Genomic DNA, 14,284 nt, shown 5'->3' with positions numbered 1-14,284 from the left:
AAAGACGAAAATGAATAGAAGAAGTTCTTTTTCTTCAATTCATTTACGGCTTCTAACCTCTAGGGAGTCAAAATCGCGACGTCCTGTCGCATTGACTGCACTTGCACATCCTGTGCTTCGAAGCCGGATACCACGCGCTTATCCACAGTACAAGAATTAAATCATTTCCTAGACGATGAAATAGGGGCTGTCTCATGATTTTGACAGCCCCTTTGCTATTATCCAAATACCTTCGCTAATTCTTCTTTATCCTGTTCGAGCCAGAAACGCATTAAACGTTTTGCCCCTTCAAGATCATGCAGCTTTGCTTGGCCACATTGAGTTTCATTCGCAGCAGGAATCTCTGTTACTTCAACAGCTGCTTTTAACGTATCTTCTAGCAAATCAATAATTTCAGTGACTTCCGGCTTGCCGCTCACAACTAAATAATAACCAGTTTGACAACCCATTGGCGAAATATCAATGATATCAAAGTGATCATATTTCTCAGCATGTTCACGAATATTGAATGCCAATAAATGTTCTAGTGTATGGATTGTATCTGGCTTCATAGCCTGCTTATTTGGCTGACAAAAACGAATATCAAATTTGTTAACTTCCCCGTCGCTACCAACTTTATGAACACCGCAATGGCGAACATATGGAGCCTTTACGGCATTATGATCTAGTTCAAAGCTTTCAACTGAAGGCATACTCATTCACTCCTAATAAATATAATATCCGTTTTATATTGTATCATAGGTAAAGATACTAGCGTATGATAACCTCCTCTAGTATAGTAAATAATAATAAAAGAGGTTATTTAATATTACTGGAAAAGAAGGTCGTATTATGAAAAATATCTTTATTCTTGGAATTCGATTCTATCAAAAATTTATTTCTCCTATAAAACCTCCAACTTGCCGCTTCTACCCTACTTGCTCACACTATGGATTAGAAGCTTTTCAACGATTCGGAGTTTTAAAAGGAGGTTATTTAACAATAAGACGAATTTTAAAATGTCATCCTTTTCACCCAGGCGGCATTGATTTTGTACCTGAAAAGAATACGAATAAAAATCCACGAGAAAACTCCAACACTTCAGATTGATTGCAAACGATAGCTATACTTCGAAAAAAAGCGGGTATTTACTAGCAGTCTGATCTAAAAAGAAATTAATCCTCGTAGCCATTTACAACAACATCTAATTTTCCTGTTGATGGATCAATAACAAGTCCGTGTACAGGAATACCACTAACTAGAAGTGGATGGTTTTTAATTGTTTCTACACTATCACGCACACTGTCCTCTACACTATTGAAACCTTTTAACCATTGATCCAGATCAATGCCGGAATATTTAATTGTATCAATTTTCTCTTCAGAAATTCCTCTTTCCTTTGCTTTAGCAAGAAATGATTCTGAATTTATCTTACTCATCCCGCAATCATGATGACCAATGACACAAATTTCATCTGCTTTTAATTCATATACAGCAACTAAAATACTTCTCATAATACTTCCAAATGGATGTGCTACGATTGCCCCTGCACTTTTAACAATTTTCACATCTCCATTTTTAACATTCATCGCCTGTGGAAGAAGCTCCACTAATCTAGTATCCATGCAAGATAGAACAACAAGCTTTTTCTCTGGAAATTTAGTTGTTTCAAATTTTGCAAACTCCTTATTTGCCACAAACTTTTCATTATGAGCTAAAATTTCATCTACTATTCTCATGTTCAATCTCCTCCGCTTTACTAATAAACTTTTAAATAAATATATCATATCTCTTGAGTAATCTCTAATTTTAGGTTACTATATTACTTGTTTAAATCGTAATAGTTACTATTTAACTTTTTCCATAATTATAGACTATTTTCTGAAATATTGTTGTTAATAAATATTTTTTTGAGCAAAAACTTAATTAAGTAGAATATAGAGGAAGGTGCGAGACGAGTGAGACCCCACAGGCATGACGACGAGGGGGCTCACCGTCTTCTCTGCGGAAAGCGAGCAACCTGGAGTGGAAATCAAACATTCCTAAAACTTGTTACATAACAACATAGTTTGAAAAATAGCCAAAAAATCATAAGAAAAATTAGTTCTCAAATCGGAATGATTAAGATATAATAGTGAAGGCTTAATCGTAATCATACTGATTTATTGAAAGGAGATCACAAAAGTGAAAAAACAACTGCTATCATTGAGCACAATGTTATTTATATCCAGTATTTTAATCGGATGCAACAGTAATGGAGATACATCTTCATCACAGTCAGCTCCGACAACTGATTCGGAAACAATAAAAATATACACAACATTGTATCCCCTTGAGGATTTCACCAAAAAGATTGGCGGAGACTTAGTAGATGTTGAAAATGTCATTCCCCCTGGTGCAGATGCTCACACATATGAGCCCTCTACAAAAGATATTGTAAACATCGCCGAAGCTGATGGTTTTATCTATTCAGGTGTAGGACTCGATTCCTTTGCTGAAACAGTACAAGAATCTCTTAAAGATGAAAATGTCACATTCATTAATGCAGGTGAAGGTATAGAATTGTTAGAAGGACATGAAGAAGCTGAACATACTGATGAGGAAGCTACTCACGAAGAGGAACATGCTCATGACGAATCAGAGCATACCGATGAAAAAGCTACTCATGAAGAGGAACATGCTCATGACGAATCAGAGCATGCCGATGAAGAAGCTACTCATGAAGAGGAAGGACATGCACATGATCATGGGGATACGGATCCTCATGTATGGATTGACCCTGTACTATCCATTCAGCTGGCAGAAAATATTAAAAATGCCTTAACAGAATTACATCCTGATGGAAAAGAAACATTTGAAAAAAACTTTGAAGCTTTAAAAACAAAATTAAATGAATTAGATCAATCTTTTTCAGATGTCATCAATAATGCTAATAAAAAAGAAATTATAGTATCTCATGCTGCTTATGGATATTGGGAAAGTCGATATGGTCTTGAACAAATTAGTGTTTTAGGTCTTTCTCCAACTCAGGAACCGTCTCAAAAAGAATTACAAACAATTATTGAAACAGCAAAAGAACATGAAATAAAATACATTATCTTTGAGACGAATGTAAGCAGTAATGTGACAGATATCGTGCAGTCAGAGATTGGTGCCGAAGCACTAACATTAAACAACCTAGAGTCCCTATCTGATGAAGATATTAAAAACAATGAAGATTACTTTAGTATTATGAAAAAGAACCTTGAAACATTAGAAAAAGCCCTTAATTAATTAGAAGTGAGCGAGATGATCGCTCACTTTTTTTTGGTCTGAAATATTGGATAAATGCATAACATCTAGCTCGAAGCACAGGAGGTGCTAGTGCAGTCTGTGTAACAGGATGTTGTGATTTTAGATTGCCAGCGCCTAGCCTTGTAAAGCTCAATATTAGAAGAATATTCTTTAGAAAATTGTGGACACTATGGGTGATTACTCTCAAGAGTGGAAAAGAAAGGCGGATCATAATGGATGATTTAGTTTTAGCGCGTTCACTGTTCGGAACCACTATGGGCTTTCATATAATTTTTGCTACTCTGGGGGTTGGGCTTCCCTTAATGATCTTATGTGCGGAATTACTTTTCCAGAAAACGAAGGATCACGATTATGCAATTATGGCAAGACGATGGACAAAGGGTCAAGCAGTTTTATTAGGAGTAGCTATTCCTACAGGAACAATTGCAGGTGTTCAACTTGCTTTATTATGGCCTGGTTTTATGGAAGTCATCGGGAGAGTCATGTCTTTACCATTTCAGATTGAAATATATGCTTTTTTTATTGAAGCCTTATTCATGTCTATATATGTGTATGCCGCTGATCGTATCTCGCCCAAAATGCGAATTTTTAGTGTTACCCTTGTCCTTATAGGAGCTAGCGCTTCGGCAGTTTTAATTACAAATGTACATGCATTTGAAGGAACTCCTGCAGGTTTTCGAATAGAAAATGGTGAAATCGTTGATGTTGATCCATGGGCTGCATTTTTTAACCCTAGCTTTTTTATCTCTGCAGCACATGTCGCAGTTTCTGCCTATATGACCGGAGCGTTTATGATCAGTACGATATCAGCTTTTAAAATGCTCAAAAATAGAAAAAAAGAGCGAGTCTACCAGTTTCATCGCAAAGCCCTCATCCTTAGCTTAATTGTTGGCGGAGTTTTTTCTTTTCTAACTGCTATAAATGGACATGAATCTGCTCAGATGCTGCATGAATATCAACCAGAAAAGCTCGCAGCAGCTGAGGGCCTTTTTGAAACACAGGATTATGCTCCATTAGCAATCGGTGGGTTCACCGATCGTGAAACACAAGAAATAAAATATGCTATTGAAATTCCATGGGCTCTAAGCTTTCTTGCAGGCAACAGCTTTGAGACAGTAGTAGTCGGCTTAAATGACTTTCCTGAAGAATATTGGCCGCCATTATTTGTTCACACATTATTTAATGGTATGGTCCTTATCGGTAGCTTTCTTATTTTTTTATCTATTGCTGGATTTATTTGGCACAAATTTTTAAAAAGAGAGCATTTTCCAAAGATTTTTATGTATGCCTTTGTTATTGCAGGTCCACTCTCTCTACTTTCCATTGAGTTTGGGTGGATATTTGCTTGTACCGGAAGACAGCCGTGGGTCATATATCGAATTTTAGCTACCGAAGATGTTGTTACAGGTTCTACACAGATTGGTATTTTATTTCTTCTCTTCTCTCTAATTTATGTGATTTTAGCAATCGCGGTTTTAGCTGTTCTGAAATATTATTTCAAACGCCATCCTGTTGAGCACGAGCTTGATGATGGATCTCAGCAGGAACATCATGTAAGTATTACTTAATCCTAAAAGGGGTGACAGAATGACTACCGATTCCTTACTAGCAATCACCGTACTCTGGGGATTCGTTTTTATCTATGCTGTGATGGCAACAATGGATTTTGGAGCAGGCTTTTGGTCAATGATTTATATTAATAAAGAAAAAACAAATGCAACTAACATTGCAAATCGTTATCTTTCCCCGACTTGGGAGGTAACAAATGTATTTATTGTTGCAATTGTCATTGCACTTGTGAGCTTTTTTCCCGGTGCCACTTTTATTCTTGGGACAGTATTATTGATTCCTGGAAGTTTTATCTTAATATTGCTGGCGCTGCGAAGCGGGTTTTTAGTGTTTTCTCATGTGGCGAAAGATTACGAAAAAGGACTTACCTATGTTTCCGGAATATCCGGTTTTATCATTCCTGCACTCCTAATGCTTGTTTTACCCATCACTCATGGCGGTTACATAGAAATAGTCAACGATGTTCATCAACTTAACTTTGCTGCTCTGTTTACAAGTCCGAATATATACGCATTTATCGGCTTTGCAATAAGCAGTACACTTTTTTTATCTTCTTTATTATTAGCAGATTATTCAAATGTTGCAGATGAACTAGAGGCATATCGTGTTTATCGAAGAGATGCCCTAATTCTTGGCCCCATATCTTTGCTTATGGCATTTTTGATCATGCTAACGCTGAGAGTAGAGGCAAATTGGCTATATACAAATATGCTAAACTACATACCCTTTTTAATTGGATCTGTTCTTCTTTTTATCGTTGCTGGAGCGGCATTATTTATTCCATCTGGTAAACATAAAAGACGGATAGGAAGACCTAGATTGGCTGTTATTGCTGTAACAATCCAATACCTCCTAGCTAGTTATGCATATGGAAGATCACATTTGCCCTACATGATTTATCCTGATGTAACCATCGAGTCAGGCTTTACACACCCAAATACATTTAGAGCTTTATTTGTGACGTATATTGTCGGTTTTCTTATCTTGTTCCCAGGGTTTATTTATTTTTGGAAACTTTTTATGAAAGATAAACGATATTTAAAACAAAATGAATCCTAAAGAAGGTAATCAAGCTAAATAAATGTATAAGAATTTGATTTTGGCAAAAAATAAAAACGATCGTTTTGCATAAGGAGGATATGAATAATGAAGGAAAGCCTTATTGAGTCATTTCGTCATGATGTTAAAAATTCTAATGCCGAATCTTTTCCTATGTTTGTCGATTCTTTTACAAATTTATGGGATTATGAATTCGGTTCATTAGAGGATCTTCCACAAGACGTAAACGACTTAATTGCTGATCGAGCAATTGAATTTGGCTTGATGGAGTAATTATTTGGCCTCTACACATAGAAACATCTAAACTGTACTTACTCAACCCGAGGATGCCTTAAGCTTTTAGTCTAAAGGCATCCTCATTTTTTATCACTTTACCAAAAGTGAAGCTTCTTTTGCCAATTTTCTTTGTGCTCGTTTTTTCATGACAAAGCCATGCTTAGGTGAAAATAAGAACGCCATGGCAAAAATGATTCCAGTTGATGATGCCATCGCTCCTGAAATGGACACGTTTAGAAATGTAGCCACATAATAACCACATATTGCTGAAATAACACCAATGCCCGCACTAATGAAAAGCATATGAAGTAATTTATCTGTTAGTAAATAAGCTGTAGATGCCGGGACAATCAACATTGCGACAACTAATATAGCTCCGACACTATCGAATGATGCAACAGTTGTAATGGAGAGCATTCCCATTTGAACATAATGAATGACTAAAACTGGTATCCCAATGGCTACGGCCATCTCTGGATCAAAAGAGCTGATCTTAAATTCTTTATAAAAGAGGATAATGATAAGCAAATTAACAAGCATGACAAATGTTAACAACCAAACTGCTTTTGGCCCCAACTCCATTCCGTTCCATTTTACTGTATCCCAAGGAATAAAGGTGATTTCCCCCATTAGCGCATGATCAACATCTAAATGGATATTTCCAGCAAAAACTGATAAGAGGATCACTCCGACCGCAAAAAGAAATGTAAAAACAATTCCAATCGCGGCATCTCCTTGAACCCCTTTTCCACTTAAGAGTTGGACAAGATAGGCCGTTAGTAGTCCAACAATGACTGCGCCTATCAGAAGTGAAGGACCATCAAGACTTCGGCTTACGAGATAACCTCCTACTATACCTAATAAAACCGTATGAGAGATCGCATCTGCTAGCATGGACATTTTTCTCAATACTAGGAAGCAACCGATCATTGCACAAGTAATGCCAACTAATGATCCTGTTATGATAATCCATATGTCATACATCATTCATCATCAATCCCCTCTCATCACTACGAGACTTTGGTATTAATCGTGGAGTGCGATGATGGATCTTTAATAGCTTCAATAGCTGATTCATTGTATCCTTTGATAAGGAATGGATGTTAAGGTCATCTCGCGTATTAAGCTCTAAATGAGCAAATTCCATTTCATGCATTAAATACATTTCATATAAGCGCTGTTGTAACACAAGCTCAAACCCAGCTTCAATACCTTTTTCAGTTAACATCCACTTTCCTTGGCTTTCTTCTTTTATAAAGTTCCTCTTTTCTAAAGCATTTATTGCATATTGTAAAAGGCTTGGGGTTAATCTTCTTTTTGAAAGAACTTCCTCTTTAGACACTTCATGATCCTTACCAGCTTCTACGACATCATAAAAGCTAAGGAGGGTCTGCTCTACTGCTACTCTTTTTCGTAATGATAATTGTTTAACCGCTTTTGCCAGCAAGCCTCTATTCGGTGCAAAGACAAGTGACACACTAAACATAGCTGTAGCTGCTATAATAATAAGCGGACCTGTTGCCATACCTTTCATCACCGTACTTAATAATGTACCTATAACCCCAGAAATTCCTCCAAATATCCCCGAAATGATAATCATCGTACTTAGTTTTTCAGTCCAATATCTCGCACTAATGGCAGGTGTGATAAGCATTGCAGCCATTAAAATAACCCCTACTGTTTGTAATCCAATCACAACTGAGCATACAATCAGGAGTAGCATTAAACCATTGAGAAATTTTGCAGGTAGACCAAGTCCCTTCGCAAATTGGGGGTCAAAGGTCATTAATTTAAATTCTTTATAAAAAACCGCTATTAAAGCCAGCAATACAATGGCAATAGTGGTGATTATGCGAACATCCGCTCCAACCATAGAAGCTGCCTGACCGAAAATAAAATCATCTAAACCGCTTTGATTTCCAGCCCCATTATGTTGAATATAAGTTAATAGAACAATCCCTAATCCAAAAAATACAGAAATAATAATGCCTAGAGCTGAATCCTCTTTAATTCTTGAATGTTGAATAATAACCTGAATCAAGTATGATGAGATAAGCCCTGCTATAATCGCACCAATTAAAAACCAAAGCAGTGATTTTGAACCGTATAATAGATAAGCAATACATACACCAGGTAAAGCAGAATGTGCAATCGCATCTCCTATCAGACTTTGTTTTCTTAATAATGTAAAGCTCCCTGCGATCCCGCTTAAAATCCCAAGGAGCATCGAGCCCATTAATACCCATTGAGTATTAGGATTTTGAAGTTGTAATAAAAGATCTTCCAGCATCTGCTTCACTCCTATCTTTCTAATGCAAGTTCTTCCACCTTAAATGGGATAGCCCGCATGCGATTTTGCTGTCTAACTATATGATTCTATGAAAAGTCTATTTCTCTTCGATAACAACCGACTGATCTTGTAAAAATGTAAGCTTTCCCCCATATGTCTTTTGAAGATTAGCAATCGTAAAGACTTCTTTCGTCGGTCCAAAAGCAATTTTTCTCATATTTAAAAGAAGGACCCAATCAAAATATTCCGTAACTGTTTGTAGATCGTGATGAACAACAAGTACTGTCTTCCCACTAGACTTTAACTCGTTTAACAAAGCAATAATCGCTTTTTCAGTTGCTGCATCTACACCAACAAATGGTTCATCCATAAAATAAACATCCGCGTCCTGGGCTAGAGCTCTTGCCAAAAATACACGTTGTTGCTGTCCTCCGGAAAGCTGACTAATTTGTCGATTTTCAAATTCCTGCATTCCTACTTTTTTCAAGCATTCTCTAGCAAATTCTAAATCTTTCTTTCCTGGACGTTTAAGCCAACCAACATGCCCATACCTTCCCATGAGCACAACATCCAAAGCATTGGTTGGAAAATCCCAATCAACAGAACCGCGCTGCGGAACATACCCGACACGCTTTCTTTGGTTTTTGTATGGTTTACCAAATATTCTCACTTCGCCGGAAGCTGTTGGAATTAATCCTAAAGTCCCTTTAATTAATGTTGATTTTCCTGCCCCATTAGGACCGATAATTCCAATTAAATTACCTTCTGGAACCTCGAAGCTTACTTCTTGCAGTACAGGCTTTTGATGATAAGCGATCGTTAAATTTTCAACTGTAACAGGGTTCACTTTTTTCCACCAACCTTATTTGCTGTTTCCAACCTATTTTAATGAAGAAACAATGATGTCAACATTATGCTTAAACATTCCAATATAGGTGCCTTCCTCAGTTCCTTCTTTTCCCATTGCATCCGAGAAAAGTTCACCGCCAATGACAACATCATGACCTTGTTTTTTTGCACCTTCCACAACAGCACTAATTGATTTTTCTGAAATACTACTTTCTATAAATACTGCTTTTATATTTCTTTCAACTAACGTATTAACTAGCCCTTGAACATCCTTGAGTCCATATTCAGAGTCTGTGCTAAGCCCTTGTAACCCCATAACTTCGATCTCGTAACTATGACCAAAATATTTAAAGGCATCATGTGCTGTAACTAGAACTCGACTTTCCTTAGGAATAGATTGGATTTGTTCTTTTGCATATTCATCTAATTCTTGTAATTCCATTTTGTATTTCTCTCCATTTTCCACAAATATGGTCTTATGCTCCGGAGACAGCTTTGAGAGCTCCTTTTCTACTGCATCAACAGCATAGATCCAAGCTTGAATATGGAACCAAACATGAGGATCATAAGCGTCAGAGTCATCCGCACTTAATAACATCTCTTCCGGAATAGAATCAGTGACTGCCACCGTTGGTTTATCCTCGGACATTTTTTCAAAAATGGTTTCCATTTTCCCCTCTAAGTGAAGACCATTGTAAAAGATCAGATCGGCGTTATTTAATTTTTTTATATCTCCTTGTGATGCTTGATAAAGATGAGGATCGACTCCTGGCCCCATTAATGAGTTCACTTCTACTAGGTCACCGCCTACGTTCTTTACGATATCTGCGACTTGACTTGTTGTGGTTGTCACATTGATCTTAGCGTTAGAACTGTTCGTTACGTCATCACTTCCACATGCTGCTAAAAAAACTGCTGTTACAACTGCAACAATACTAAGCAACCATATTTTCATCCTTTTCTCCTCCTCCAACTCATAGTAATAGGCGAACTTTCTTTGTTTAACGATAGTCTATGACGAAAAGTAGTGTGCGTGCTATTTTTTTCACTTTAGTCACCTTTTGTTTATACAGTAAAAAAAGTTTCCTTAGTACAAAATTTAAAGCATTCTTGTATCCATGTCAAATATCTTTTTTCGACAAAAAAAAAGAAGGATGATTCATAACATGTTTTTCTTTGGCTTTTTGCCGTAAAACATACATGTTAGAGTCATCCTATCCATGAGCAGAAAGAGAACCTATTCATTGATTTAGTTGTTATCTTTCATCATGATTATAGTCATTTACTTGATCTTTCCCAAATTAATGTTTTTCATTTTCATAGCAAATTTTATGATTATAAATATATTTTGCTTTAAGTCAAAACCTCGTTTTTGAGCATGAAAATTTAGTTTCGAAAATCCAAGGATAATTTTTTCCTTTTTCATGATTAAATGCTTGTGACAGATGTTGTATACTTTTTGACTATTTCCCTATTTACTTCGTAGCCAATTCCCGGTTCGCTTGATACGATTATTGTTCCATTCATTGTTTTAATTTCTGGTATGACAATGTCTTCATCCCAGTATCTTGTCGATGATGAGATATCGCCTGGAATCGTAAAGTTCGGGAGTGAGGCTAACGCAATATTATGAGCTCTGGACACCCCTGTTTCAAGCATACCTCCACACCACACAGGAACTTCATTTACTTGACAGAGATCATGTATTTTTTTCGATTCAACTAGTCCACCAACACGTCCTGGTTTAATGTTAATGATTCCACAGCTTCCAAGTTCAATTGCCTTTCGGGCATCTTCACTTGTTACAATACTTTCATCTAAGCAAATTGGAGTTGAAAGTTTTTCCTGAAGTTTTGCATGGTCCACAATATCGTCAGCAGCTAAAGGCTGCTCGATCATCATTAACTGATAGTGATCCAGTTCCTTCAATCTGTTCATATCAGCAAGTGTGTAGGACGAGTTAGCATCTGCCATTAGCGGTAAATCCGGAAATACCTTTCTAATTTGTTCTATTAGTGCAAGATCTTGCTTTGGGGAAATTTTAATTTTAAATCGTTTATATCCCTCTTCAATATACCGGCTAATTTGTTCAATCATATTCGGAACACTCGAAATTCCAACAACAACACCACATTCAATCTTTTTCTGTTCTCCTCCTAATGCTTCTGCTAGAGGTAGTCCTTGTTTTCTTGCATATAAGTCCCAAATTGCCCCTTCCAAAGATGCCTTTGCCATCTGATTTCTCTTCACCTTCGAAAAAATCGCTTGAAGATCTTCAGGATGCTCAATGACTATATTCCTTGTTAATGGAATAAGAATATCCCTTAATAGATGATAGCAAGTGGAAATAGTTTCTTCTGTATACCATGGTGTCGTAAAAGCCACGACCTCTCCCCATCCGCTTTGCCCATCCTCATCAATGACTTCAACCAAAATACTATCACGATCTGTCACATGCCCTATACTTGATGTAAAAGGAACTTTTAGGGTTTGAGTAATATGATGCAAGTTGACATTTTTAATTTTTATCATAAACATTCCTCTGTCAAAAGGTCTTTTAATTTTCTTCTTACTAATTTATTTGATGCATTCCTAGGTAGTTCATTCAGGATCTTAATTCCCTTTGGAACTTTATAACTTGCTAATCGAGTTTTACAATAGTTGATTAGTGATTCAACATCCACTTCACTTGTTGTCACTATAAATGCAAAAGGAACTTGCCCCCATTTGTCGTCTTCTTTTCCAACAACTCCTGCGTCAACAATTTTCGGAAATGATAATAAGACATTTTCAATCTCAGCAGGATACACATTTTCTCCTCCTGAAATGATCAAGTCAGAACGTCTATCCAAAACAAATAAAAAGCCTTCATGATCAATATACCCATGATCACCCGTATGGAACCAGCCTTGAGTAAACACTTTTGAGGTTGCATCCGCTCTTTTCCAATAGCCTTTTGTTATATTCGGTCCTTTTACAAGGATTTCACCTTCTTCAAAGGCAGCGCATTCCTTCCCATCTTTCATGATTTTCATCTGACAAGTAAATAAAGGTTTCCCTGCAGAACCTAACTTTGTTGTACTATATTCAGAAGACAACGTAACAATCTGTGATGCCGTTTCTGTCATCCCATACGTTTGGTAAACAGGGATCTGTTTATCCTTACACTCTTCGAGAACTTTTTTTGGTACAGGCCCTCCCCCAACAAGCATACAACGAAAGCTAGATGGGTATTTTTTATCGCCAAGGGCATCAATCATTTGACTAAGCATAGTCGTGACAACAGATACGATGGTTACCCCTTCAGACATAATGGATTGATTCATTTTTCGAGCATCAAATTTTTCATGCAGCACAATCGCCATACCATATATAACACTTCTAACCAAAATAGAAAGACCGCTTATATGAAACAATGGAACTGCTAATAGCCATCGATCATCTTCTTTTAAACCTAAGTTTAATGCTGAACCAACTGCACTTGACCAATGATTGCCAAATGTTTGCATAACTCCTTTTGGATGTCCGGTTGTACCAGATGTATACATAATAGTGGCAACTTGATCTACCTGAAATTCATCTTGTAAAGCAACGATATTTGGGCAGGATAGCTCAGATAAACGTTCAATTGATATACCTTGTACATGTATTCCTGCATCTAGTTTATTTTCTAAGTCCTCATGAAAAATAACATGAGATGCTTCGATATCAGATAATTGCCATGCTATTTCCTTATTTGTTAACCGGTGATTTAAAAGGACTGCTACTGCACCTAAAGAAAAGATAGCATGGATGACTTCAATCATCTCAATACTGTTCTTCATTAGCACTCCAATATGCTGCCCCTTTTGTACACCCAGATTTGCTAAAAGAGAAGCTTGTCGTTGTACACGTTTATAAAGCGTTTCAAAAGAAATGCTTTCGCTCCCTTGTTTAATTGCCAATCTGTTAGGGGTAAGCTCTGCACGTTGCATTAACCAATTCGGAAGTGAGTGTTCCATTTCTCCACCTCTTCTTAAAAATCTCGTTAGAAAAACTTTCCTTATTTCCTAATCCTAATGGAAAGACCTTAGTTTATCATCACCCATCATTTTTGATCGTATAAAAAAGCTTGATGAAATTTTCATCAAGCTTTTACTTTATATCTTAAGGAAACCTAGGGAATTGTTTAAAGTCTGGTGTACGCTTTTCTTTAAAGGCGTCACGACCTTCTTTTGCTTCATCAGTTGTATAGTATAATAATGTTGCATCCCCAGCAAATTGTTGAATACCTGCTAAGCCGTCTGTATCAGCGTTAAATGCTGCTTTTAGGAAGCGAATAGCTGTTGGGCTTTTTTCTAGAATTTCTTCACACCATTTTACTGTCTCTTCTTCTAATTGATCAAGAGGTACAACAGTGTTCACTAATCCCATATCCAACGCTTCTTGTGCATTGTATTGCCTACATAAGTACCAAATTTCACGAGCCTTTTTATGTCCAACAATACGAGCAAGATAACCTGAACCATAACCTGCATCAAAGCTTCCTACTTTAGGTCCTGTTTGTCCAAATACAGCATTGTCTGCCGCAATCGTTAAGTCACACACGATATGAAGAACATGCCCTCCACCAATTGCATAACCTGCTACCATTGCAATAACCGGTTTTGGGATAACGCGGATTAGACGTTGTAAATCTAGTACATTTAAGCGAGGAATTTGGTCATCGCCAACATATCCACCATGACCACGAACTTTCTGATCTCCGCCTGAACAGAATGCTTTTCCACCTTCACCTGTTAAAATAATAACTCCTACATTTTCGTCATCGCGTGCATAAGCAAATGCATCAATTAACTCCATAACTGTTTTTGGAGTAAATGCATTATGTACATGCGGACGATTAATTGAGATTTTTGCAATCCCATTGTATGTTTGATAAATAATTTCTTCATACTGGCGTTCTGTTACCCATTCAATTGCCATGTT

Annotated in this window: 14 protein-coding genes; 5 read left to right on the top strand and 9 right to left on the bottom strand. The window is 36.9% G+C overall.

Annotation, left to right across the window (positions count from 1 at the left end; all coding sequences use genetic code 11):
- Positions 1–218: 218 nt before the first annotated feature.
- On the bottom strand, positions 219–692 hold the full coding sequence (locus tag AC4GZ8_RS15135) for an S-ribosylhomocysteine lyase (RefSeq protein WP_026561799.1): 474 nt from the start codon (positions 690–692) through the stop codon (positions 219–221).
- Positions 693–831: 139 nt separating this feature from the next.
- On the opposite strand from AC4GZ8_RS15135, the gene yidD reads away from it, so the two are divergent.
- Entirely contained in the window at positions 832–1,089 is a 258-nt protein-coding gene (yidD, locus tag AC4GZ8_RS15130; RefSeq protein WP_491082732.1) for a membrane protein insertion efficiency factor YidD, read from the top strand.
- Positions 1,090–1,154: 65 nt separating this feature from the next.
- Here yidD and AC4GZ8_RS15125 read toward each other — a convergent pair whose 3' ends face one another.
- Positions 1,155–1,718 carry a beta-class carbonic anhydrase gene (locus AC4GZ8_RS15125; protein ID WP_491082731.1) on the bottom strand — a complete coding sequence of 188 codons (564 nt, stop codon included), beginning with the start codon at positions 1,716–1,718 and terminating at the stop codon, positions 1,155–1,157.
- Between the two features lie 445 nt (positions 1,719–2,163).
- On the opposite strand from AC4GZ8_RS15125, the gene AC4GZ8_RS15120 reads away from it, so the two are divergent.
- From AC4GZ8_RS15120 to AC4GZ8_RS15105, 4 genes are all read left to right on the top strand, one after another.
- On the top strand, positions 2,164–3,252 hold the full coding sequence (locus AC4GZ8_RS15120) for a metal ABC transporter substrate-binding protein (RefSeq protein ID WP_491082730.1): 1,089 nt from the start codon (positions 2,164–2,166) through the stop codon (positions 3,250–3,252).
- A gap of 233 nt (positions 3,253–3,485) precedes the next feature.
- Positions 3,486–4,841, top strand: a complete 1,356-nt coding sequence (locus tag AC4GZ8_RS15115; protein ID WP_491082729.1) for a cytochrome ubiquinol oxidase subunit I — start codon at positions 3,486–3,488, stop codon at positions 4,839–4,841.
- A 19-nt stretch (positions 4,842–4,860) separates the two neighbouring features.
- On the top strand, positions 4,861–5,901 hold the full coding sequence (locus AC4GZ8_RS15110; RefSeq protein ID WP_491082728.1) for a cytochrome d ubiquinol oxidase subunit II: 1,041 nt from the start codon (positions 4,861–4,863) through the stop codon (positions 5,899–5,901).
- A gap of 87 nt (positions 5,902–5,988) precedes the next feature.
- Entirely contained in the window at positions 5,989–6,174 is a 186-nt protein-coding gene (locus tag AC4GZ8_RS15105) for a hypothetical protein (protein ID WP_491082727.1), read from the top strand.
- 93 nt (positions 6,175–6,267) lie between these two features.
- Here the strand turns inward: AC4GZ8_RS15105 and AC4GZ8_RS15100 are convergent, their stop codons facing one another.
- The 7 genes from AC4GZ8_RS15100 to menB all read right to left on the bottom strand — a co-directional run bounded on the left by AC4GZ8_RS15100 (position 6,268) and on the right by menB (position 14,281).
- Positions 6,268–7,164 carry a metal ABC transporter permease gene (locus AC4GZ8_RS15100; protein WP_491082726.1) on the bottom strand — a complete coding sequence of 299 codons (897 nt, stop codon included), beginning with the start codon at positions 7,162–7,164 and terminating at the stop codon, positions 6,268–6,270.
- On the bottom strand, positions 7,154–8,467 hold the full coding sequence (locus AC4GZ8_RS15095) for a metal ABC transporter permease (protein ID WP_491082725.1): 1,314 nt from the start codon (positions 8,465–8,467) through the stop codon (positions 7,154–7,156). Before AC4GZ8_RS15095 ends, AC4GZ8_RS15100 begins: the two co-directional genes overlap by 11 nt.
- A gap of 97 nt (positions 8,468–8,564) precedes the next feature.
- Positions 8,565–9,314 carry a metal ABC transporter ATP-binding protein gene (locus AC4GZ8_RS15090; RefSeq protein ID WP_491082724.1) on the bottom strand — a complete coding sequence of 250 codons (750 nt, stop codon included), beginning with the start codon at positions 9,312–9,314 and terminating at the stop codon, positions 8,565–8,567.
- 33 nt (positions 9,315–9,347) lie between these two features.
- Positions 9,348–10,271 (bottom strand): metal ABC transporter solute-binding protein, Zn/Mn family, encoded by a 924-nt coding sequence (locus AC4GZ8_RS15085; protein WP_491082723.1) that lies wholly within the window; start codon positions 10,269–10,271, stop codon positions 9,348–9,350.
- 473 nt (positions 10,272–10,744) lie between these two features.
- Positions 10,745–11,848 (bottom strand): o-succinylbenzoate synthase, encoded by a 1,104-nt coding sequence (gene menC / locus AC4GZ8_RS15080; protein WP_491082722.1) that lies wholly within the window; start codon positions 11,846–11,848, stop codon positions 10,745–10,747.
- Positions 11,845–13,317 carry an o-succinylbenzoate--CoA ligase gene (locus tag AC4GZ8_RS15075; RefSeq protein WP_491082721.1) on the bottom strand — a complete coding sequence of 491 codons (1,473 nt, stop codon included), beginning with the start codon at positions 13,315–13,317 and terminating at the stop codon, positions 11,845–11,847. Before AC4GZ8_RS15075 ends, menC begins: the two co-directional genes overlap by 4 nt.
- Positions 13,318–13,462: 145 nt before the next feature.
- Positions 13,463–14,281, bottom strand: a complete 819-nt coding sequence (gene menB, locus AC4GZ8_RS15070; RefSeq protein WP_491082720.1) for a 1,4-dihydroxy-2-naphthoyl-CoA synthase — start codon at positions 14,279–14,281, stop codon at positions 13,463–13,465.
- Positions 14,282–14,284 lie beyond the last annotated feature (3 nt).

The sequence above is a fragment of the Metabacillus sp. RB-C-LZQ-3-1 genome, from assembly GCF_058315175.1.
The sequence above is the reverse complement of the archived record's forward strand: the minus strand, read 5'-3'. Positions and strand labels throughout refer to the sequence as shown.